The organism is Marinobacter sp. 2_MG-2023 (genome assembly GCF_030546935.1).
In the GTDB taxonomy this organism is placed as follows: domain Bacteria; phylum Pseudomonadota; class Gammaproteobacteria; order Pseudomonadales; family Oleiphilaceae; genus Marinobacter.
Genome location: NZ_JAUOPH010000001.1, coordinates 540,396 through 563,595, shown reverse-complemented (window position 1 = coordinate 563,595; position 23,200 = coordinate 540,396). Strand labels below are relative to the sequence as shown.

19 protein-coding genes are annotated in these 23,200 nt (G+C 54.5%); 4 read left to right on the top strand and 15 right to left on the bottom strand.

Annotated features, from left to right (window positions below; translation table 11 throughout):
• Positions 1-22 precede the first annotated feature (22 nt).
• Genes thpD through Q4501_RS02420 form a run of 3 tightly spaced genes read left to right on the top strand, consistent with a single transcriptional unit; the run spans position 23 to position 2,803 of the window.
• Positions 23-976, top strand: a complete 954-nt coding sequence (gene thpD / locus Q4501_RS02430; RefSeq protein WP_303593858.1) for an ectoine hydroxylase — start codon at positions 23-25, stop codon at positions 974-976.
• Between the two features lie 36 nt (positions 977-1,012).
• Positions 1,013-1,786, top strand: a complete 774-nt coding sequence (locus Q4501_RS02425) for a hypothetical protein (RefSeq protein WP_303593856.1) — start codon at positions 1,013-1,015, stop codon at positions 1,784-1,786.
• 3 nt (positions 1,787-1,789) lie between these two features.
• The gene (locus Q4501_RS02420; protein ID WP_303593854.1) at positions 1,790-2,803 is read left to right on the top strand and encodes an ion channel; all 1,014 of its coding nucleotides are present in this window, start codon (positions 1,790-1,792) and stop codon (positions 2,801-2,803) included.
• Here the strand turns inward: Q4501_RS02420 and Q4501_RS02415 are convergent.
• The 15 genes from Q4501_RS02415 to Q4501_RS02345 all read right to left on the bottom strand — a co-directional run bounded on the left by Q4501_RS02415 (position 2,794) and on the right by Q4501_RS02345 (position 21,875).
• The gene (locus tag Q4501_RS02415) at positions 2,794-3,309 is read right to left on the bottom strand and encodes a hypothetical protein (protein WP_303593852.1); all 516 of its coding nucleotides are present in this window, start codon (positions 3,307-3,309) and stop codon (positions 2,794-2,796) included. The two genes, Q4501_RS02420 and Q4501_RS02415, sit on opposite strands and share 10 nt — an antisense overlap.
• Positions 3,310-3,615: 306 nt before the next feature.
• Complete coding sequence (locus Q4501_RS02410; RefSeq protein WP_303593850.1) at positions 3,616-4,308, bottom strand: aspartate/glutamate racemase family protein; 693 nt, start codon at positions 4,306-4,308, stop codon at positions 3,616-3,618.
• 78 nt (positions 4,309-4,386) lie between these two features.
• Complete coding sequence (locus Q4501_RS02405; protein ID WP_303593848.1) at positions 4,387-6,012, bottom strand: NAD(P)/FAD-dependent oxidoreductase; 1,626 nt, start codon at positions 6,010-6,012, stop codon at positions 4,387-4,389.
• Positions 6,009-6,650: a TetR/AcrR family transcriptional regulator gene (locus Q4501_RS02400; RefSeq protein ID WP_303593847.1), complete on the bottom strand. Its 642-nt coding sequence runs from the start codon at positions 6,648-6,650 to the stop codon at positions 6,009-6,011. The genes Q4501_RS02405 and Q4501_RS02400 overlap by 4 nt, the downstream gene beginning before the upstream one ends.
• A gap of 257 nt (positions 6,651-6,907) precedes the next feature.
• Positions 6,908-8,866 (bottom strand): hypothetical protein, encoded by a 1,959-nt coding sequence (locus Q4501_RS02395; RefSeq protein ID WP_303593846.1) that lies wholly within the window; start codon positions 8,864-8,866, stop codon positions 6,908-6,910.
• Positions 8,867-9,316: 450 nt separating this feature from the next.
• Positions 9,317-11,008, bottom strand: coding sequence for an AMP-binding protein (locus Q4501_RS02390; RefSeq protein WP_303593844.1), 1,692 nt, complete (start codon positions 11,006-11,008; stop codon positions 9,317-9,319).
• A 51-nt stretch (positions 11,009-11,059) separates the two neighbouring features.
• Positions 11,060-11,638 carry a peroxidase-related enzyme gene (locus Q4501_RS02385; protein ID WP_303593843.1) on the bottom strand — a complete coding sequence of 193 codons (579 nt, stop codon included), beginning with the start codon at positions 11,636-11,638 and terminating at the stop codon, positions 11,060-11,062.
• A gap of 9 nt (positions 11,639-11,647) precedes the next feature.
• Positions 11,648-12,547 (bottom strand): hydroxymethylglutaryl-CoA lyase, encoded by a 900-nt coding sequence (locus Q4501_RS02380; protein WP_303593841.1) that lies wholly within the window; start codon positions 12,545-12,547, stop codon positions 11,648-11,650.
• Positions 12,547-14,550, bottom strand: a complete 2,004-nt coding sequence (locus tag Q4501_RS02375) for an acetyl/propionyl/methylcrotonyl-CoA carboxylase subunit alpha (RefSeq protein WP_303593840.1) — start codon at positions 14,548-14,550, stop codon at positions 12,547-12,549. Before Q4501_RS02375 ends, Q4501_RS02380 begins: the two co-directional genes overlap by 1 nt.
• Before the next feature lies 1 nt (position 14,551).
• On the bottom strand, positions 14,552-15,385 hold the full coding sequence (locus Q4501_RS02370) for an enoyl-CoA hydratase-related protein (RefSeq protein WP_303593839.1): 834 nt from the start codon (positions 15,383-15,385) through the stop codon (positions 14,552-14,554).
• Positions 15,386-15,401: 16 nt separating this feature from the next.
• Entirely contained in the window at positions 15,402-17,009 is a 1,608-nt protein-coding gene (locus Q4501_RS02365) for a carboxyl transferase domain-containing protein (RefSeq protein ID WP_303594348.1), read from the bottom strand.
• Between the two features lie 206 nt (positions 17,010-17,215).
• Positions 17,216-18,382, bottom strand: coding sequence for an isovaleryl-CoA dehydrogenase (locus Q4501_RS02360; RefSeq protein ID WP_303593838.1), 1,167 nt, complete (start codon positions 18,380-18,382; stop codon positions 17,216-17,218).
• Positions 18,383-18,451: 69 nt separating this feature from the next.
• Positions 18,452-18,898 (bottom strand): MerR family DNA-binding transcriptional regulator, encoded by a 447-nt coding sequence (locus Q4501_RS02355; RefSeq protein ID WP_303593836.1) that lies wholly within the window; start codon positions 18,896-18,898, stop codon positions 18,452-18,454.
• 245 nt (positions 18,899-19,143) lie between these two features.
• Positions 19,144-20,730 (bottom strand): fatty acyl-CoA synthetase, encoded by a 1,587-nt coding sequence (locus Q4501_RS02350; protein ID WP_303593834.1) that lies wholly within the window; start codon positions 20,728-20,730, stop codon positions 19,144-19,146.
• Between the two features lie 131 nt (positions 20,731-20,861).
• The gene (locus Q4501_RS02345) at positions 20,862-21,875 is read right to left on the bottom strand and encodes an AraC family transcriptional regulator (RefSeq protein WP_303593832.1); all 1,014 of its coding nucleotides are present in this window, start codon (positions 21,873-21,875) and stop codon (positions 20,862-20,864) included.
• A gap of 146 nt (positions 21,876-22,021) precedes the next feature.
• On the opposite strand from Q4501_RS02345, the gene Q4501_RS02340 reads away from it, so the two are divergent.
• Positions 22,022-23,164 carry an acyl-CoA dehydrogenase family protein gene (locus tag Q4501_RS02340; protein WP_303593830.1) on the top strand — a complete coding sequence of 381 codons (1,143 nt, stop codon included), beginning with the start codon at positions 22,022-22,024 and terminating at the stop codon, positions 23,162-23,164.
• The last annotated feature ends 36 nt before the right edge of the window (positions 23,165-23,200 follow it).

Sequence of the window (23,200 nt, the reverse complement as noted above, 5' to 3'; positions counted from 1 at the left end):
AGAATTTGAGTGAGGTGTCGATATGGTTAAAAAAAATGATCCATTCCCTTCCCGTTTAAAACACCAGAAAGATCCGTTCCTGCGATCGGATCCCGTTGTCCACTCGCGAAATCAGCATCGCTGGGAAGGCCCTCTTGATGAAGTGTCTCTTTCGCGTTACGAGAGAGACGGGTTTTTGTGGTTTAAAGGCTTTTTCAGTCAAGAACGGATGATGCCGTTTTTTGATGAGCTTGTGGAAATGGCAAAAGACGAAAAACTTAAGGAGTCGGATAAGGTCATTAGCGATCCGAAGAGCGGAGAGCTACGATCCGTTTTTGGTATGCACGAACTATCCGATAACTTCAGTCGTTTAACCCGAGACCCCCGGATACTGGGAATGGTGCGCCAACTCCTGGGTAGCGAGGTTTATATCCATCAGTCTCGCATTAACGACAAGTTCGGCTTTGAGGGTAGTGGTTTCGATTGGCACTCGGATTTCGAAACCTGGCATGCGGAAGATGGAATGCCGCGCATGAGGGCAGTGAGTGCCTCCTTGATGCTCACCGACAACAACGAGTTTAACGGACCATTGATGTTGATCCCTGGCTCGCACCATTATTTTGTACCTTGCGTGGGTGAAACCCCCGACCTTAACTGGCGAGACTCCCTCAAAGCCCAGCAAGTGGGCGTTCCTGACCGTGATAGTTTAGCGAGACTGGCGGAGCGTGGTGGTATTGAGGCACCTAAAGGTCCGGCTGGATCCTTGCTGTTGTTTGAGTGTAATACCTTGCATGCGTCTAACAAGAATATGTCACCCTGGCCTCGTTCAAATCTGTTCTTCGTTTATAACAGTGTTGATAATAAGTTAGGTGAGCCGTACGCGGCGAAGCGTGAACGTCCTGAACATCTGGGGGTTCGGAAAAATTGCGCGCCTTTGTCGATGCATGATGATTTCCCCGAACTTTCTCACCAGGGCGTGCCACTGCTCAAGAAATAAGGTCTGCTAACAAGATTATGCGAAGGGGACGTATGCGTGTATGAGTGGATAGCAAAGCACCATCAGGTACTTTCTGTGTGCGCGAGCCTGGGATCGGTAATTATATGGGTAGTTTATGCCCAACTTCTGTACCTGGGCTTTCGGAGACAGCGTAGCCCTCGCCTGATTATAAATAGAGGTCGTAATAAAGACATCAATGCACTCTGCCTTATCAGTAATATGAGCGCAGAGTCCGTGTTTATCGAATACATAATTGCGAAACTCGAAACTTCGGAAGGCGTTATCACCATGGATGTGACCGATTTCGAGCAGGATTACAACGAAGGCGACGAAGATGATCAGAAGCGTACCGGGTCGTCAGACAAGCCTTTATCAATGAGCGTAAAGGAAAATACCAGGCAAGGGCCGATTGAGCCCGGCGGCTTTATACATATCGGTACTTTTTGTGAATTGATCCAGCGCCTGGCCCGAAGTGAGGGTATTCAGATGGAGACTGACGCGCCCGAAGGCAATCTTGAGTTTCACCGTCTTACACTGCGACTGATAGGAATTTATGGACCCGAAAATATGCCGATTGGGGCAGAGCGCAGTTTTGATTTCAAGGCGAGCGAAAGTCATTTTGGCCTTATACCAACGTCCTGGGATACAAAGCAGTTGGCATCTATGTGGCAACGCCGACAGCTGCGTAAATCCGTTGAAACGCTGAACGCGACAGATTTTTCGTCCTCTTCCTCGTTTCAGCGCGCTGACCGGGAGCAAGGTGTTGATAATCGATCTGCCGCCGAACAGGCGAGCCGGGCAGGGAGGTAGGCGATGGCGACTGGTTTTGAGACAGTCGCTTTTACAGTGGCAGGTATTTTAATTGTTGCCGGCGTGTGGCTGGATTTCATTGCTACCGCAATGACAGCTTCCTCAACGGGTACTCTGTCGAGATTTTTTTCTCACGGAGTTCACCGGTTTTTCAAAGCGGGAAGTCAGCTTTTTCGGTCGTCAGGCTGGAGTGTAGCTGCAGGCCCCTGTATTACCCTCTCTCTGATTTTACTCTGGTTTGGTCTCAGCTGGTTAGGTTGGTCGTTGGTGTATTTGGGTAGCGAGGGGGCAATCGTTAGCTCCACAACGCGACTGCCTGCGCAGAGTTATGAGACGGTATACTATGTTGGTTTTGCGCTGACTACTCTGGGCACCGGGGACTTCATTCCAAGTAGCACTCTGTGGCGCTTGGTATCAGTTGCGACCGCATTTAATGGTCTTGTCCTGGTCACATCATCTATCACCTATGCAATCCCGGTGATCCAGGCGACTGCGGCCAAGCGAGCACTTTCGCTGCAGTTTGCAATCTGGGGTGACAGTGTGGAATCGGTGCGCAGGCATATAGAAAGCGATCGAAGCTACTCATCTCTCACAAGTTACCTTGAATCCGTACCCGCGCAAATTTTACTCGTTGCCCAAAACCACCTGGCGTATCCAGTCCTCCACTATTTCCACAGCCCCGCTTCTGCATCATCATTGGCCTTGCAAATAGCTGTGTTGGATGAAGTTCTGCGTGATTTACCTGATGAAGCATTTGAGCGTCAGCCGGAGTTGTATGTTCTTGTGCCTAATTGCACCAGAGCAATCACTGAGTTTCTCACCACGCTCTCCCGTGTTTTTATCAAGCCCGCCAGGGAGGAGCCTCCTGGCGGTGAGGGAGGAAACTCGACGAGTATTGCGCGGCGCCTTACTCGAGAGCACAGCACGATTGCCGTGAGTGAGCGGCGCAAGCTCCTCAAAGCTCTGGTTGAAGAAAATGGTTGGAGTTGGGAAATGATTCACGCAGCTCAGAAGTGATCCCGCCGGCTGGTTGGTCCGATATAGATATAGACCGAGTTATCTCTTCGGTAATCCACTCGATGGACAGCAATGCCTGGTTTACCCGCTTCCTGCGCTGAGAAGCGCGTTGCTACGCCTGCGGCTTCGCCATCACGAATGCGCTCGGCCTCAGCCTCTTGTGTCCAGGTGTTGCCAATGCAACGGGCAACAGAGTCGATGGACTTGTCATACATCGCTTTGGCTACATCTTCATTTGGCGCTGTGCTTGAGCACATGTAGGCACTGTCCTCATTGGCCCATTCCCAGATCTCGCAATGACCACTGATTATCTGCTCTTTGGCCCGGAAAACCGTTATCGATTGGAAAGTGCTCGCTTTGCCTCGATAGCTGGAAAATCCCGAGTTGTAGTCCGCGACGATGTTTTGCAGTGAGGTACAAGGGTCCTCCACCCCAAGTGTAAGTTTTTCCTGAACTGCGCAAGCTGAAAGGGAAAGGCCTATCAGCAGGGGGGTACACTTCAGCATTTTATAACTCATCGTTTTCACGCTCACTCTTTAAAAGGTTCACCGAGTTCGCGCACAACTTTAAAAGAGGACGCGTTATTGTCTTGCGATAAAATATAGCAAAGTTTTGGCGGTACTGGCTGTCCCGAACAGGGGAGCATGATAAATCATTCAATAGAATGATGTTTCTGAATTAATGGGCATTAACCTTGGTATTGTCTAACCTAAGTGCAGACAGCCGTGTCAGCCTGGGCTCAACCGTGTTGAGCGGGATGGTTGCAGCAACAGTTATGGGAACGCTTCTGGTTCCTGTTTTTATACGTGGATTCAGTCACTGAGGGACCGCAAGGCGGCTTGAACCGCGTGGATCTCGGTTGTGTCATACAGCGCCACCCGCGTATCGGAAGCCTGGATCAGCAAGCCGATCTCAGTGCATCCCAGAATCACGGCTTGAGCGCCTCGCGTGGCCAGTGAATCTACAACATCAAGGTAGATAGCTTTAGAGTCAGGGTTGATGACGCCCTGGCACAGCTCTTCGTAGATGATCCGGTGTACAGCATTTCGTTCGCTGTCATCCGGAATGATGACGCTGATGCCCTGTCGCTCGAGCCGCTCACGGTAGAAGGTTTGTTCCATGGTAAATCGTGTGCCAAGCAACCCTACCGATGTTATACCGTCTTTTAACAGCGCATTGGCTGTGGCATCTGCAATGTGAAGTAGCGGTACCGCGCAAGCTTGCTCAATTTCCAGGGCAACCTTATGCATGGTGTTTGTGCAAATCAGGAGAAGGTCGGCGCCACCGGCTTCAACGGATTGCGCTGCGGATATCAGTATCTTCGCAGTGCCGTCCCAGTCTCCCCTATGCTGAAGACTCTCGATTTCTGCAAAATCCACGCTGTAGAGAATAATCTTTGCAGAGTGGAGCCCGCCGAGCTGGTCCCGAACTTTCTGGTTGATGATGCGGTAGTAAGTCTGGGTAGATTCCCAGCTCATGCCGCCTATTAATCCGATGGTTTTCATACAGCCTCAAATGCTTGAAAGGCGCTTTAGTTTTCGTCGTCACCACTGGTTTGGTGACGACGGGATTACTGAACTTTATTAACCCACAAACATCTTCTTCGCAAGCGGAAGCCCTTTGAAACCGCTGACGGCAATCGTTGTCAGCAAGCCACCAAGCATTGCGCCGACGACACCACAGGTCATGATGTCCTGACCTGTGAGGTACAGGCCGGGAATGCGGGTTTTGGGTTTCAGCCAGTCCAACTCGAAGCGGTCAGGGGTGTGGTCCAGGCCGTAGATTTCACCTTTGCTGTACCGGCAGAAATAGTCGGTGGACAGGGGAGTGGACAGCTCGTAGTAATCCACTTTACCTTCCAGGTGAGGGAACTTCTCGTACAGTTTTGCCAGCAGTCGCTGGGCGTATTCTTCTTTTTTGGCTTCGTAATCTTCGCCGCGTTTGCCCCAGGTTTTGTCGGACCATTCTTCGTACCATTCAAACGGGCCAGGCGCTACGATCTCAATGGTGGCACGGCCAGGGTAGCGCTCTGCAAAGCTGGGGTCTTTAGCCGAGGGGAAGGAAATATAGGTCAGCGGTATGTCGTTGTTCTCCGGGTCGTCCATGAAATTCTGTATCTGTTTTTCGTAATTCGGGCCAGGGTAGATCCAGTAATTGGTTTTCGGCAAACCCAGGTTTTCGGCCGTATCCTGCAGACCGATATACAGGCAGTTGCTGGCCATGGAGCGCTTAACGGTTTTCAGCTTGTCTTGATAGTAGCCCCATTCAGGCGCGTCTTCGGGCAGTAGCTTGTTGAATGTGTTGAACACGCCGGCATTGCTGATAACCAGCGGTGAGCGTATTTCTTCGCCATCTGCCATGCGAACACCAATGGCTTTGCCTTTTTCGACCAAAATGCCGGTTACATCGGCGTAGGTGAAGACTTCGCCACCGCTTTGCTGAACCACCGGGATGATGGTTTTCGCCATTTCAGAGGCACCGCCGACAGGGTAGTACCCACCGTGCAGATAATGGCGTGCAATCAGCGAGTGGATGATGAAGCTGGATTCCGCCGGTGGCAGGCCGTTGTCGCCCCATTGGCCGGTCAGTACAGCAATCAGCTCCTGATTACTGGTAATGCGCTCCAGCACTTCACGGGTCGGCTTGTTCAGGAAATCCGGGGCGCGGCGTTTGGTAAGCATGCTCAGTGGGCCTGCGGCCAGGTCTGGCAAAACTTTGCCCAGAACGACGCCGGGCATGGCCTTGGATACCTTGCGTAGGTAATCAAGGTAGGTGTCGATGGCTTTTTCTTCTTCCGGGAAGGTTTTGACCAGTTCAGCACGGAAGGCGTGAGGGCCGGCAACCAGGTCCACATGCTTCTCGCCTAAAAAAATGCGGTCGTAATGGGCGTCCATTGGTGCCCACTTCAGTTGTCCGTTTGTAATGTGGTCGAACAAGCGCTTTCCCATGGTGTGGTCTGCACCCATGTCGCCGATATAGTGCACACCTACATCCCATTCATAGCCGTTACGGTCGTAACTATGAGTGAAGCCGCCGGCGGTATAGTGCTGCTCAAGCACCAGAACCTTTTTACCCATTTTGCTCATGCAGGCAGCAGCAGTCAGGCCGCCAATGCCGGAACCGATGATAATGGCATCGTAGGGGCCGTCTAGGCGGTTGGCACGGTAGCGGCGGCCAACGCGGAGGGTGCTGGGTTTGGGGCTGCTCATAGGTTTGAGTCCTGTTGTGATTGTTGTCGGGTGTCGCTCCGGGCGCCGTCCAGCAGCAAGCTGAGTACGCCTTCGGTCAACGTGGGTTCAGCCTTTGCGCTCGGCAAATGTCCATCGATTGTGAGTTGAGACAGTCCGTGCACCAGGGACCAGGCTGCAGCGGTTGTCATCGAAACAGGTGAGGGTTTCAGATAACCAAGCTGGCGGGCATTGGACACGGTGTTTTCCAGTACCGTGAACGCACGCTTGCCGGCTGCATCCAGTCGCGGATGAGCTCCCAAGGGCAGAACGCGGCCTCCGAACATCAGGCGGTAAAGATTGGGTTCTTCCTGTGCAAATTTTACGTACACCAGGCCGATCTCGATCAGCGCTGTGCGCGGCGTCGTTTGGTCTACGGCGCCCAGCCGGTCAGTCAAAGCCTCAAACCCACCGATGGCCAGCTCAGCCAGCAAAGTGTCGCGGTCTGAAAAATGCCGGTACAAAGCTGGAGCACTGACGCCAAGCTGTTTTGCAAGGGCGCGCAGGCTAATGGCAGCATCCCCGAGTTCACGCAACGTTTTCAGAGCCAGATCAAGGGTTTGTTTTGGCAGGTCACCGTGGTGGTACGCGAATTTTAACGAGGGGGTATTGTTCGGCATAAGTTAACATCGATAACATTGTTATTCATCATAGAATCACGACACAGAGCAGCTTGTCAAATGGATTAGATAGGCTGGCTCCAAACCAACACAAACAGCATCGATTCAGTATCGCTCTCGAGAGGGGATCTTGGTGGGGTTGCTGGGCAATCGCGGTGCCGCCGGCACGGGCAATCTGATCTAAAGGGACGTGACAACCGGGCCTGCGACGGCAATCCGAAGGATTGTTTTGCCGCCGCAGGTAGGATCGCCTTTATTTATGGCAGGCGGGATAGATTGGTATAGTCATCGCTGTAGCACGGCGCAAGCCCGCACACATCAGTGACTGCACCGTCGCTTCGCATGAAGTCAGATTTTTGTTCCCTGGCTGCCAGAGTGTTGCGTGGTGACTCGTGCGGGTCGTTGCCGTAGTCGCCGTCCGGGCCGGTGTTGTTAGTCGGCGGCAACGGGTTGCCCTTGAAAGTTCCCGGGCTGGTTTCCACCACGTCACCCGAATCCCATATCATCAGTGCATGGTCCTCGTGTGGATATTGCTCGATCCGCTGGATACCGAAGAGTGGATTGCTGTCCGGACTCTCTCCCAGGCGGGCGGTTGGTTCGTGTACCGCCGCGCCAATGGTGCGCGCCATGATTTCGGCACTCCACTGAGTTACCTGATAGTCGCCCAGTGCTACGTGCAGCAACACCTGTTTGTCAGTAGGGGTGTTGGGTAGGTGATTTCCCGCCAGATGGCTGAGGTAACCGTTATTTTCGGCTCTGTCCCATAGCATTTGCATGAGCGCGAAGTTCAGGGATTGGTCCAGGCCGTCCTGGTAGGCTTCATAAAGCACCGAGCCAAAACGCTGGTTAAATGGGCCATAACGCCTCAGCAACAGGCTGTAGTTACTCCCCGGCACACCAAGCACTCCGCGGTGGATATTCGGTGCAGTAGCAATCAGCGCGCCACCAAGAATCCCGCCTTGGCTGTTTCCGTCATAGAATACCTCTGTCGGATCATAGACCAGAGTATCGCCTGGCCCATGGCGGAAGTTCGGATTGCTGGCGAAGCCGTCAGGGTGGCGCATCAGTTCGGCCAGGTACATGAAGTTCAATAAACCTTGCTGACTGCGATCGAGTTGTTTGGGCAGGTCACTCAGGTCGGCCAAAATACGATGAATGTTCCCGGCGACTATGTCCTCCTGAGCCATGCCGATCCAGTCTGTGGCACAGAAGGCAATATTGTGCTCGCTTTGAAGGGCACGAACGTGCCCGCTGCCAAATTCGCCACCTTTGGGCTCATAGGCACTTTGCCCGAACAGTCCATGCCCATAGAGTGCCGCCCGCGCTGGCTCAACCGCGCTGTTCGGATCTGAAAAGTCAGCCACCGCCATAGAAGGTATTTGGCAACGGAACCTGGCCTGCATTACGTCGTTGCCATTGAGTACTTCGGGTAAGGCGTCGGGGCCATCGTTGGAATAATTGAAGGTCGCACCCACCCCGCCATCTGGCTGGTTAAGGTAATTGGGCACTTCGAAGGTGCCGACAATGTTCCGGCTCAGACCATTGGCAGGATCTTCCAGCACCTCGGTAACGGTGAACACTGGAGCTTGACCACCCAACCGACTGAATGCATCATCACGAATGCTCAACAACCGCTCGGTAAGCGACCGTTGGCTGGCTATGGTGAAGTCCCAGGCCAGAGTCACCTCCTCACGGGAGATTCCGGCATCCTCAATGGTCTCGAATAGGTCGTCCATGGCATCACGACGAGCCTCAAACGCTTCCTCACCAGTAGCAATGCCATCGCGATAGGCTCGGAACAGTTCGTTAGGTTTCAGCAATTCGCCATCGGCGTTCCTGGCGTTGCGAATGACTGCAATATAGCGCTCACCTTCGATAAAATTCTTCGCGGGCCGGATAATCAGGGCTTGTTGTGCCGGGTCCGTATTGTTCGCGTCCAGTTCTGCCCATAATAAATGACGTTCGAGGGTCTGCGCATTGAACACCAGTATGGGGGCATCCGCTTCCAAGGATTGTTCAATATCAGTCAGCGGAGCCGCTCCGGTCGTCGTCAGATCAATACCGGGCAAGTGCGCGAGCAACATGGAACCGGGTGAAAATCCATCATTGCGATTCCATTGTTCAGGGTTGATCGGTGCAGATTCTGTGGTTTTTACCGGAACGTAGCGATTATCCGCTGGCGCTGCGGGGAGGTCTATTGGCGCAGCAACGGGCATCCCTGCCTCCATGAAATTGACTCTCAACCCGGTCGGCGTCAAGTTGTCATTTTCCGTGAAGAAGTTGTTGGGAAAGGGGTACATGCAGTGGCCTTGCACAGTATGGTCACAATAACTGGCGGTGACTAAATCAAAGCTGCTTAAATCCGGGGCTGGGTCTTGCTGGCTCTGGTTGCTGGAATCAGAATCGGAGTCTGAGTTCAGGCAACCCTGCAAAATAAAGACGCTGCAGGCGAGCGCTAGAAAACTGCGTTGATAGTGCATGACAACTACCTCTTGTTTTTGTTGATAGTTTTTGGAATCCTCCAAAGCCTAGTCAACGCCGACCCTGAAAAACAGGTACAGTTTCGGCTAATCGCAGTCAAACAGTCTCGCTGATGGGGGGGGCGGCCTGGCTCAGCCCGACACATAAGGTTTCGGGCTGAGCTACATTTTTCTGTTACCTGGTGCCTATCTTGTTTTCAGCCCCATTTCCTCGATAGAAATTTCTCGCATCTTGAACTTCTGGATCTTGCCGGTAACCGTCATCGGGAATTCATCCACGAACTTGTAGTTACGGGGGATCTTGAAGTGGGCGATTTTGCCTTTGCAGAAGGCCATCAGGCCATCGGCATCCACCGGGTCTGCGTCGGGCCGCAGTTTGACCCAGGCAACCAGTTCTTCGCCATACTTGTCGTCGGGAACGCCGGTAACCTGAACTTCCTCAATGGATGGGTGGGTGTAGAGAAATTCCTCAACCTCTTTCGGGTAGATGTTTTCACCACCACGAATCACCATATCCTTGATGCGTCCGACAATCTGCACATAGCCTTCTTCGTCCATCGTCGCCAGATCTTCGGTGTGCATCCAGCCAGCAGCGTCGATGGCTTCGCGGGTTTTTTCTTCGTTGTTCCAGTACTTCAGCATTACGCTGTAACCGCGAGTACACAACTCACCGATCTCGCCGCGGGGCAGCACGTTACCTGTTGCCGGGTCGACGATTTTCGTTTCCAGGTGCGGTTGGGTGCGGCCTACAGTAGTGACCTGCTTCTCGAACGGGTCAAGGGAGCTGGTCTGGGTGGAAACCGGGCTGGTTTCGGTCATACCGTAGGCAATCTGAACTTCCTTCATGTTCATCTTGCCGTTGACCTTTTTCATCACCTCCGCGGGGCATATTGAGCCTGCCATGATGCCCGTGCGCAGGGTTGAGAGGTCGTAGGATTCAAACTCCGGATCGGCCAGTTCTGCGATAAACATGGTGGGCACGCCGTAGAGCGCCGTGGCTTTTTCCTGATGAACTGCCTGCAGCACTGCTTTGGGCTCAAAGCCTTCACCCGGGTAGATCATGGTAGAACCGTGGGTGATGCAGCCCAGGTTGCCCATTACCATGCCGAAGCAATGGTAAAGAGGTACCGGAATAACCAGGCGGTCTTTTTCGGTAAGAATCTGACTTTCACCCACAAAGAAGCCGTTGTTCAGAATATTGTGGTGGGTGAGGGTAGCTCCCTTCGGGTTACCGGTAGTGCCAGAGGTAAATTGAATGTTGATAGGGTCGTCAAACTGCAGCTGACTCTGGGCCTTGTCCACTTCGTCCTGGCTGACATTGCCCCCAAACCCCGTGAACTCGTCCCAGCTCCACATGCCTGCGTGCTTTTCCGTATCCAGGTTGATCACTGCGTGCAGATCTGAAAGCCGCTGGGCCTTGATTTTTCCGGGTGTGCCCGCCTTCAGTTCTGGCGCCAACTCGTAGAGTGTTTTGCGGTAGTCAGAGGCCTTGAAACTGTCAGCGGTAACCAGCACGCTGATGCCCGCCAGGTTCATGGCATATTCCAGTTCGTGCATGCCGTAGGCCGGGTTGATGTTGACCAGAATAGCGCCCACTTTGGCGGTAGCAAATTGGGTGACCGTCCACTCATACCGGTTTGGCGCCCAGATGCCCACGCGATCGCCGCGCTTCACACCAATTGCCAAAAAGGCTCTTGCCGCCTCATTGACCTTGGCCAGGAACTTTTTATAGGTCCATCGGATGTCCTGGTGCAGGCACACCAGAGCTTCGGTGTCGGGATACTTGTTGGCGGTGCGGTCAAGCATCTCACCAATGGTCATGCCCAGCAGCGGTGTTTTGGAGGTGCCGCTGGTGTAGCTTGGAAGAGTCTGGTTCATTGTCTGCCTCCGGTTGTTTTTGTCTTCGAGGTCAAAATTTTAGTGAGCCTGTTAGCGGCTCTGACTGTGATATTCAGTATTCGGGCGCATGTCGCTGGCAATCGCCACGCGGTTCGACATGTTGTAAAAGCCGACGATGTTGCTCAGGTCCCAGATCGCACTGTCGCTGAATCCTGCATCACGCAGCGCCTGCACCTCGTCTTCCGCTACCGTTGCCGGCGAGCGGGTGAGGTGGGATGCGAAATCCAGCATGGCGCGGTGGCGCTTATCCAGTTTGGCTGACCGATAATTCATCACCAGGTGCTCGCCCAGCGCCGGGTCGCCACTCAAGACACGGACCGCTGCGCCATGGGCCACCAGGCAATAGAAACATTTGTTTTCTGAGGAGACCACCACAGCAATCATTTCCCTTTCCAGCTTGCTAAGCTCGCTTTCGCCCATCATCAGTTCGTTGTAGAAGCGGGTGAAGCCGTCCAGCTGCTTGAGATTCTGGCTGAACGCGGTTAGCACGTTGGGAACCATTCCCAACTTTTCCAGACAAATTTCAAAATACTTCCGGACATCGTCCGGAAGGTCATTCATGTCGGGAATGGGAAGATCCAGAGCGACAACATTCTTGTTTTTAGTCATGTCAGATCCTTACGATTTGAGCGCCTGGCCCACTTTCGAGCCGTTGTGTCGGTTGAGCTGGCTGCTGATCCACTCGCCGGTCGACACCAGTTTGTCCAGATCCACGCCGGTTCTGATGCCCAGGCCGTTGAGCAGATAAAGCACATCTTCGGTGGCGACGTTACCGGAAGCGCCTTTGGCATACGGGCAGCCACCCAGGCCTGCGACCGAGGCATCGATAACGGATACGCCCTCTTCCAGTACCGCGTATAGATTGGCCAGGGCCTGGCCATAGGTATCGTGGAAGTGAGCAGCCAGGCGCTCAACGGGCACGTGTTTAGCTACGGCTTCCAGCATACGTTTGGCTTTCAGTGGTGTACCTACGCCAATCGTGTCGCCCAGTGAGATTTCATAGCAGCCCATGTCAGCCAGCGCTTTGGCAACTTTTGCCACCTGTTCCGGTGCGATATCGCCTTCATAGGGGCACCCCAGTACGGTGGAAACATAGCCTCGCACTGGAATCTTGTGCTTGTTCGCTGCCTCCATCACGGGCAGGAAACGCTCCAGGCTTTCTGCGATGGAACAGTTGATGTTTTTCTGGCTGAACGATTCTGAAGCTGCACCAAATACGGCCACTTCATCCGCACCCGCCGCCAGAGCGTTCTCGAAGCCTCTGAGGTTAGGAGTCAGCACAGAATAGCGTACGCCCGCTTTACGCTGGATACCGGCCATCACGTCAGCGGCATCGCCCATTTGCGGAACCCATTTGGGTGATACAAAGCTGGCGGACTCGATATGCGTCAGGCCGCAATCGGCGAGCCGGTCAATCAGCCCGGTTTTAACGCCTGTGGCAATCACCGGGCCGGCCTCATTTTGCAGGCCGTCCCTCGGGCTCATTTCTACCAGCCGAACCTGTTCGGGAAAGGCCATTAGACTGCCTCCTCAGTGCCTTCTTTCGCGACTTCGATCGCAATCAGTTCTGCACCTTCCGAAACCTGTTCACCTTCGGTGAAGAAGATTTCGGTGACGACGCCGTCTGCCGGGGCCTTGATAGCGTGTTCCATCTTCATGGCTTCCATAATGACCAGTGTTTGGCCACCGGTCACCGTATCGCCCACATTAGTCTGCACGGCCACAATTGCACCGTTCATGGGGGCTGTCAGGCCGCCTTCAGGCGCCAGATCGTCGGAAATGTAATTTTCCCGGTACACAGTGCACTGGAAAGTGTCGCCTTCGTAGAAAAGCACCAATTGGTCATTGTGCAGGTTGCCATGGATGCTGATCCGGTGGCCGTTGATAACGGCTTGCATGTAGTCGTCATCAAGTTTTGCCGTGAGGCTGTATACACTGCCGTCTACGAATACCTGGTAATTGTCGTCCCGCTCGAGAATTTTCAGTTCGTGAATCTCGTCACCCGCCTGCAACTGCAGGGGCTGAGCGTATTCCGAATTCAGGCGCCAGCTGTTGCGGCGACCGAAAGGCGACCAGGGATCTGTGCTTACGGACTCAGCAGATTTGCGCTCTTCCAGCACGAAGCCAGCGGCCAGTACCAGCGCCTTGTGGGTGTCCAGCTTCGATTTCGGAAACAGTAATTCACGATGGCTGTCGATAAAGCCGGTGGTAAGGTCGGCTTCCCGGAATGGCTGCGAATCGGCCAGTGCGTGCAGGAACCGAATGTTGGTTTTAACACCAGCAATCCGGTAATGCTCAAGAGCCTGAACCATACGGTTGATAGCCTGATCACGGGTTTCGTCCCATACGATCAGTTTGGCAATCATCGGGTCGTAATGAATACTGATTTCGTCGCCTTCGATGACGCCGGTATCGACACGTACATGGGCGCTCTCATCGGGCGTGCTCAGGTAACGCAGGTTGCCGGTGGCCGGCAAGAAATCCTGGTCAGGATCCTCAGCGTAGATACGAGCTTCCAGAGCATGGCCGCGTGTCCTCACCTGAGATTGCTCAAGGGGCAAGGGCTCACCCCAGGCCACTTTAAGCTGCCACTCCACCAAATCCTGGCCAGTAACCATCTCGGTAACCGGGTGCTCTACCTGCAATCGGGTATTCATCTCCATGAAGAAGAAGGAGCCGTCGACATCGTAGAGAAACTCCACGGTGCCAGCGCCCACATAGTTGATCGCCTGGGCCGCTTTCACCGCAGCTTCACCCATGGCTTTGCGGGTTTCCTCACTCAGCCCTGGCGCCGGGGCTTCTTCCAGAACTTTCTGATGGCGGCGCTGAACCGAGCAATCACGTTCGGCCAAGTAAACACCGTTGCCGCTCTGATCACAGAAGACCTGGATTTCAACGTGACGCGGCTGAGTCAGGTAACGTTCTATCAACATGTCGGGGTTGCCGAAGGCGTTCTTTGCTTCACGCTTGGCAGCCGCGAGGGCATCATCGAATTCACCAATGTTCTCGACCACACGCATACCTTTCCCGCCGCCCCCGGCTACCGCTTTTAGCAGCAGTGGAAAGCCACATTTTTCAGCTTCAGCGCGCAGGGTTTCCGGGGTTTGGTCGTCGCCATGGTAACCGGGCACCAGTGGCACACCCGCTTTCTCCATTATGGCTTTGGCGGCCGATTTGGATCCCATAGCTGCAATGGCAGAAGAGGGCGGCCCGATAAATACCAGGTTGTTGGCTTCGCAGGCTTCTGCAAACCCGGTGTTCTCAGATAGAAAACCGTAGCCGGGGTGGATGGCCTGGGCACCGCTCTGCTTGGCGATTTCAATGATCTTCTCGCCACGCAGGTAGCTTTCCGAGCTGGGAGCCGGACCAATGTGAAAGGCTTCGTCTGCCATGGAGACGTGATGGGCGTTGGCGTCTGCATCGGAATAAACGGCGACACAACGGATACCCATGCGGTGTGCTGTCTGGATAATCCGGCAGGCGATTTCGCCCCGGTTGGCAATGAGTATTTTGCTGAACATGTTAGTTGCTCTCCGGAATCCAGTTGGCGCGACGTTTGTTCAGGAAGGCGTTGAGTCCTTCCTGACCTTCTTTGCCTACGCGGATATCAGCGATGCGATGCGCGGTATCGTCAATCACATGGCTGTCGATGGGCTTGTGGCTGACGGCAAACACCAGGCTCTTGGCCGCTTTCATGGCTTCCGGGCCATTCTGGGCCAGCTGCTGCAGCATTTCGTTGCAACGAGAGTTCATGGCGTCGATATCGTCGCAGACGATATGCACAAGGCCGAAGTGTTCGGCGTCCCGGGCATTGAATACTTCCGCTGATATAAAGAAGCGGCGTGCCTGGCGCTCGCCAATGGCGCGCACAACGTAAGGACTTATCACTGCAGGAATCAGCCCCAGCTTTACCTCACTCAGGCAGAAGCTGGATGTTTCTGTCGCAATCACAATGTCACAGCAGGCTGCCAGGCCAACCGCGCCGCCGTAGGCCGCGCCCTGGACAAGGCCGATAACCGGCTTGCTGAGATGGTTAAGACAATCCATCAGACGCGCCAGTTGGCGGGAATCTTCCAGGTTTTCCTGTTGGCTGTTGTCCGCCATGCGGCGCATCCAGCCAAGATCCGCGCCGGCGGAGAAATGTTTGCCTTCGGAGCGGAGGATAACCACTCTGGTTTCACTGTCGGCATCTACTTCGGTGATTGCGCTGATCAGTTGCTGGATGATCACGTCATCAAAGGCGTTACGTTTGTCGGGCCGGTTCAACACGATTTCGGTCACGCCCTGAGCGCGGCGCTTCAGTAGAACGGCCGATTCCTTTTCCGCCTGAGAGGATTGGGTATTGGTGTCTGTCATGTTTGTTCTCCCCCGGTTACATCCGGAACACGCCGAAGCGCGTGGGCTTCGCCGGCCGGTTGAAAGTGGCAGAGAGGCTGAGGGCAACGACTTCCCGGGTCTGTGCCGGGTCGATTACTCCGTCATCCCACAAGCGGGCGCTGGCGTAGTAAGGATGGCCCTGGTGTTCGTAGGTGTCGGTAATCGGCTTTTTGAACGCAGCTTCTTCCTCTGCGCTCCATTCCTGACCTTTGCGCTCCAGGCCTTCACGACGAACCTGAGCCAATACCCCGGCAGCCTGTTCGCCGCCCATGACGGAAATACGGGCATTCGGCCACATCCACAGGAAGTCGGGGCTGTAGGCTCGGCCGCACATGCCATAGTTGCCGGCGCCGTAGCTGCCACCAATCAGGACGGTAATTTTGGGTACGTTGGCGCACGCCACTGCCATCACCATTTTGGCTCCGTGCTTGGCAATGCCTTCAGCCTCGTACTTCTGGCCAACCATAAACCCGGTGATGTTCTGCAGGAATAGCAGCGGGATATTGCGCTGGCAGCAGAGTTCAATGAAGTGCGCGCCTTTCTGGGCGGATTCGCTGAACAGGATGCCGTTGTTGGCGATGATGCCCACGGGGTAGCCGTGTATGTGGGCAAAGCCGGTAACAAGGGTTTGACCATAGTAACGTTTGAACTCGTCAAACTCGGAGCCGTCTACTGTGCGGGCGATGACGTCGCGCACGTCGAACTGTTTGCGCAGGTCGGTGCCGACAATGCCATAGACTTCGCTTGGATCGTACAGTGGTGGTTTGGGTTTGCGAATCTCTGCGTCAACCGGTTTGCGGCGGTTGAGGTTGGAGACGCAACGCCGGGCAATTTCAAGGGCATGGGCATCATTTTCGGCGTAATGATCGGCAACACCGGAGACTTTGCAGTGCACGTCGGCACCGCCCAGGTCTTCGGCGGTAACTACTTCACCGGTGGCGGCTTTTACCAGTGGCGGGCCGGCCAGGAAGATGGTGCCCTGGTTGCGTACGATGATGGATTCATCGGCCATAGCAGGTACGTACGCACCGCCGGCGGTGCACAGGCCCATTACGACGGCAATCTGTGGGATGGCGTCGGCTGACATTCGGGCCTGGTTGTAGAAAATGCGGCCGAAGTGGTCTCGGTCAGGGAACACTTCGTCCTGCAGGGGCAGGTTGGCGCCACCTGAATCCACGAGGTAGATGCAGGGCAGGCGGTTTTCCAGGGCTATTTCCTGGGCACGCAGGTGTTTTTTGACGGTCAACGGGTAGTAACTGCCGCCTTTTACGGTGGCGTCGTTCGCGATGATCATGCATTCGGTGCCGCTGACGCGACCTACGCCGGTGATAACTCCAGCCGCAGGTACAGCTTCATCGTAGACGTTGTAGGCAGCAAACTGGCCGGTTTCGAGGAACGGTGAGCCGTCATCCAGAAGGCGGTTGATGCGCTCTCTGGGCAGGAGTTTGCCACGGGCGATGTGACGCTCCTGGTATGAAGGGCCGCCACCCTGCTGGATGGTGGAGACTTTTTCCCGCAGGTCTGCGACGGCTTCTGCCATGGCGGTGTGTTTTGCCTGAAACTCTTCAGACCTGGGGTTTATTTTGCTTTGGAGTATCGTCATGTTTTCCGGGCCTCGAGGTTCGGGGCTTCGGGCCTGACGAGGTGTCGCTCCGGGAACCGCTACGAGCACATCCATGTGCGCTTGTCTTCGGCCGTCCTTGGCCTACGACATTCCCGGAGCGACACCCCGCCAGTCCCTCGTCTTGCTTGGGTGCTGGCCGTCCAAAACTAATTCGTTTTGGCGGGTGTCTGGCTTGAAGCGACTGCTTAGTTGTTCAGGAACAGTTCCCGACCGATCAGCATGCGTCGAATTTCAGATGTACCTGCACCGATTTCGTACAGCTTGGCATCGCGCAACAAGCGGCCAGTGGGATACTCGTTGATGTAACCGTTGCCACCGAGAAGCTGGATGGCGTCCAGTGCTAGCTTTGTAGCCATTTCGGCGGAGTAGAGGATGGCGCCGGCGGAGTCTTTGCGGGTGGTTTCGCCGCGATCCGCGGACATGGCCACCATGTAAACATAGGACTTGGCGGTGTTCATCCAGGTGTACATATCGGCTACTTTGCCCTGAACCAGTTGGAACTCGCCGATAGCTTGTTCGAATTGCTTGCGCTCGCGAATGTAGGGAACCACATTGTCCATGGCAGCCTGCATGATGCCCAGCGGGCCTCCAGAGAGAACCAGGCGCTCGTAGTCGAGGCCGCTCATGAGTACTCTTGCGCCTTTGCCCACCTCACCCAGAACGTTCTCTTTGGGCACTTTGCAGTCCTGGAATACGAGTTCGCAGGTGTTGGAGCCGCGCATGCCGAGCTTGTCGAGTTTCTGGTGTCGGCTGAAGCCTTCGTAATCGCGTTCTACGATGAAGGCGGTGATGCCTTTTGACCCAGCTTTTACGTCGGTTTTAGCGTAGATAACGTAGACGTTGGCGTCGGGGCCGTTGGTGATCCACATTTTGTTGCCGTTCAGCACGTAGTGGTCACCGGCGTCTTTTGCGCTCAGTTTCATGGAAATAACATCGGAGCCGGCGTTGGGCTCAGACATAGCGAGAGCGCCGATGTGTTCGCCGCTGACGAGTTTGGGCAGGTACTTCTGCTTTTGCTCTTCTGTACCGTTCCGGTGAATCTGGTTTACGCAGAGGTTGGAATGAGCGCCATAGGAAAGTCCGACAGAGGCGGAGGCCCGGCTGATTTCTTCCACCGCAATCACGTGTGCGAGGTAACCCATGCCTGAACCGCCATAGGCTTCATCAACGGTAATACCCAGCAGACCCATATCGCCGAACTTTTTCCAAAGATCCATGGGGAATTCGTTGCTGCGGTCGATTTCTTCCGCGCGTGGGGCGATTTCGGTCGCGGCGAAGCTGTTGACTTGCTCACGAAGCATGTCGAGGGTTTCGCCAAGGCCGAAGTTGAGCTCTGAGTATTGTGATTTCATGTTTGGTTGCCTTTTGTTCTGCCAGATATGTGTTTAAAAATGGCTTGCCGGGCCGGGCGCCAGTTGCTGTCAGTTCTTTTTAGCAACACTTCCGGGTTCGTCGTTGGCCGGTGCCTGTTGTTTTTTCTTTTTCTGCAGTTCAGATAGAGCTTCCCGACACCGCGACTCCGCTGTATCGATTTCCATTTCCGCCATCGCTATATCGCTTTTCTGCTGCTCCATGTGAGCGCGCTTTTTGCCCAGTATGGTCAACATCTTGAGCAGCTGTTTTTCGTTACCGGTCGGTGTTTCATCCCACAAATCGAAAAGTTCTTTTGTTTCAGCGAGAGAGAAGCCCATGCGCTTGCCTCGAAGTATGAGCTTCAGGCGCACTTTATCTTTGGTGCTGAAGATTCGCGTTTGCCCTCGACGTGTTGGCCTTAGCAAGCCCTGATCTTCGTAGAAGCGGATGCTACGGGTCGTCACGTCAAACTCGGTAGAGAGCTCACTGATGCTGAACGTTTTCTTTACGATCATGGCGATATCCTTTTTTAACCAAGGTTAGATGAAGCTTACGTAAACGTAAAGCAATTTCAGAGGTAAAATTTCCGGCTTCTGATTCAGGAAATGAAATCAGTCCGTTCGTCTGTTAGGTTGCGATGGAGTGTATCAGAGACAGTTACGGGGTTGTGTGAAGCGGTGCGGAGGTATGGTAAAGGTTTTAGACGTTTGTTCAGCCCCCGCAACGGGCGTGCGGGGGCGGAGGCTGGCGGTTACAGATGTCAGGAGAGGTTTTCCCGGAGTTTCCGTTTTAACAGCTTGCCTGCGGTATTTTTGGGTAGCTGTTCTGCAAAGTGAATGTGTTTGGGTACCTTGAAGCTGGCCAGTTTGGAGCGGGCGTGTTGCATAAGCGCCTCTGGATCGTCCGGGTAGCCCTCTTTGACAACCACAACAGCGCAAATGGCCTCAATCCACTTTTCATCCGGTACGCCGATAACCGCAACTTCTGCAACAGATTCATGCTGGTAAAGGGCTTCTTCCACGTCTCGGCTGGCAACGAGAACGCCGCCGGTGTTAACGACATCTTTTATGCGATCAACAATGTAGATGTAGCCCTCCTCATCACGGTAGCCCAGGTCGCCGGAATGGAACCAGCCGTCTTTAAAGGCTTCTTCCGTCGCTTCCAGTTTGGCCCAGTAACCCACCATCAATTGTGGTGAACGATGAACCAGCTCACCCTGTTCGCCGGGTTTGCAGTCGTGACCGGTAACCGGGTCCACAATGCGGGTCATAACGGTTTGCAGGGGGCGGCCGGCAGAAGAGGGTCTATCAGCGTGTTCATCGGGTAGTAGTACGGTTGCCAGCGGGGCGATTTCGCTTTGGCCATAACAGTTGTAAAGGCCTGCGCCGGGCAATTTCTCGCCAAGTTCTTTTACAACCTGGACGGGCATGATGGAGGCGCCGTAGTAGAGTTTGTCCATGTGCTGCAGTTTGTCCGGATTGAATTGCGGATTTTGCAGCAGTGCAATCCACACGGTAGGTGGTGCGAAGAAGGCGTTGAGCTGTTCGCCGGCAAGCAGGCCGAGAATCGCCTCGGGGGTTGGCGTGTTGATCATCCGGCTGTAGCCGCCGCTCAGCAACATCGGCATGGTGAACACATGCATCTGAGCCGAGTGGTAGAGTGGTAGAGCGGCCAGTGAACGATCGCCCGCACGAATGCCCAAATGATATTGGCAGGCGCTGTAGTGCGTCATCAGTGAGCGATGCGTATGCATGGCACCTTTTGGGTCGGACGTAGTGCCTGAGGTATAGAGAATCTGTACTACGTCGGTTTCGGAGAGGTCCAGTTCCGGTGCGGTATCCTCGCCATCTGCCAGCGCGAACTTCAGTGCATCCGGGTTGTTGCCCGAGGCATCTCCGCCATGAATGCTGCCATGAATTGCCACATCCGTTTCAGCCTGCACTTCGTCAACCTGGGGTAGAAGTTCCAGATCGGAAAATAGGGCCTTGCAGCCAGATTGATTGAGCGCGTAAGTGAGCTCATGCCCTATCAAGGCGTAATTGAGTGGCACATGAATCAGCCCCGCCTTTGTGCAAGCCAGCCAAAGCAGAACGTAAGCGTCCGAGTTTTTGCCATAAGCGCAGACGCGATCGCCTTTCTCTAGCCCCAGTCCTATCAGACGGTGCGCCAGCCGGTTCGAGGCTGTGTGGATCTCCGAAAAGGTCCAGGTACGATCGCCAAAAGCCAGAGCGGTGCGGCTACCGTGAGTGCTCGCCGAACGGGCAATGGCGTCACCGATGGTATTGCGCAGAGCCCGCTGTATACCCGCTGATACGGAGGTAGAAGCGGATGTACGGGTGTTGTTCATGCAGGTGCCCCTTGTGCTGTTGTTATTTCGTGCGTGCCGGCATTAACTCAGAGGAACGGATGCTACGGGAATGATCGATCAGGTCGAAAAAATTGACCTAATTGGCCAGTTCGCAGTTCCGGCCGGCTGAATTACCCGGTCCATTGGGAGGGAGGTTTACCGGTCCAGCGCTTGAAGGCCCGGCAAAACGAGGCTGTTTCTGAAAAGCCGACGCGCTCGCTGATGTCGGCAACGGTGAGGTTTTCCGTGCTCATCAGTTTTACAGCGTATTCCCGCCTCAGGGATGACTTGATTATGCGCAGGGAAGTCCCTTCTTCCTGAAGCTTTCGACCGATACTCCGTGGTGTCATGTGGAGCATCTTTGCAAGCTCATCCAGACTCGGCATGTCTTTCAGGCTTTGGTTCGCCAAAAGGGTTCGAACCCTGTTGCGCAGGCTATCATCGATGTCCGGGCGGTGCAGAATGTAGGCGGGCGCCTCTTTCAAAAACACGGCCAGCTCAGCCTCGCTGCGCGTTACGGGGAGTTGCAGATATTTTTCATGCAAAGCAAAGCCGCAGACCTCTGCATTAAACTGCAGTTCGGTCGGATACATGGCGCGGTATTCATTTACGTGAGGTGGGGGCGGATAGTTAAACCGGGTCGTGGCGAATGGAATTTGCTGGTCCACCAGCCAGCACGCGAATCGTTGCCACATGAGAAGCAGGAATTCCTGAAGCATGTGGTCGGTATCCAGACTGCTGTCTTCGAGGCTCAGGCGGAAAAATACCAATCTGTTATCGTCACTTTCATTCAGGCCTGTATCGACGTTGTCACAGGCGATGCTGTAGACCCGTGCGCTTTTTCGCAACACCGCGCCCAGAGATGCGGAATCGAGGCAGTAATCGGCCATCAGAGCAAAGGTGCCGTTTTTGCATCGACTGGTGGACAGTCCCATGAACTCGTCGCGCGTCGCGCGCCAGACGGTTTTTATCAGCCGGGTTAGCTGGTCTTCGGTAATCAGCTGCTCCGGTTTGTCCAGCCAGGCTGCTGGTACGCCAGCGTCTGCCAGTAGAGCTTCGCGCTGGGCGCCCAGTCGTTCGGCGCCACACAAGGATGCCCGAAGGTAGTGGTTCGCTATATGAGGTCTGGGTGGCAAGTTGGACATGTCTGCGGCGGTTCAGGTGCGTAAAGTGTCAATTTTTTCGGCTTGTACGGCCATTCTCGGAGAACAGCATAACCCTTTAAATGGTCGGCTGCCCGGTTTATCAGATCAAAAACGGGTTTATCCAAGGGTTATGCAGGGGGTTATATATGTCGGGTCAACACGAAGATATTGAGCTGTTTCACGCCATGATCAACCGGGTGCTCGATAAGGAAATCGCGCCCCACTATGAAAAGTGGGAGGAGGATGCAGCTCTTCCGCGGCCCGTCTGGAATACGCTGGGGCAGGCTGGCATGCTCGGCATTGATATGCCGGAAGAATATGGAGGTGCGGCGGCGAGTTTCGAGATCTCCCAGTTGGCTATTGAAGAGATGGCTCGCAAGGGTTTTGGCGGTCTGGCTTCCGGCTATAATATTCACGCCAACATTGTGATGCCCTATATTCTGCATCTTGGCTCCGAAGCCCAGAAAAAGCGTTACCTGCCCGACATGATCAGCGGTGATGTGCTTAGTGCTATTGCCATGACTGAGCCGGGTGCCGGCAGTGATCTTGCCGCCATGCGCACCACGGCCCAGCGCACGGAGGACGGCTATGTGATCAATGGAGCCAAAGTCTTTATCACTAATGGTCTGAACGCCGAACTGGTAATTGTGTGTGCCAAAACAGATCCCGCCGCCGGTGCCAAGGGTGTATCCCTGTTCCTTGTAGATGCCAGCCTCCCTGGATTCTCGCGAGGCAAGGGTATTCGCAAGATTGGACAACACGCCAGTGATACTGCGGAACTGTTTTTCTCGGATCTGGTGGTCCCGCACGATGCGCTGCTGGGGGAGGAAGGTCGTGGATTCGCCTACCTGATGCAGGAGTTGCCACGAGAGCGGCTGGGCGTTGGTGCGCAGGCTGTGGGCGCGACCGAGGGTGTGTTGGCAATCACGCTGGATTATGTGCAGCAACGTCAGGCCTTCGGGCAGAGAGTTGCGGATTTCCAGAACACCCGGTTTAAGCTTGCAGAGGCCCGGGCGCGCCTTGAAATGGCAAAAGCTTATCTGAATCAATGTATCGCCAATTATCTTAAAGGCGAAATGGGGCCAACAGAGGCGGCCATTCTGAAATTGATGCTCACCGAAATGCAATGCGACATTGCGAATGAGTGTCTGCAGTTGTTCGGCGGTTACGGTTATACCCTTGAGTATCCCGTGTCGCGATTTTTTGTGGATGCCCGAGTACAGACGATCTATGCCGGGACATCTGAAATCATGAAAGAAGTCATCGCCCGCTCTATGCTGGGCAAATAGATTATCCGTTCTCCGGATTATTACTCATCTTAAATT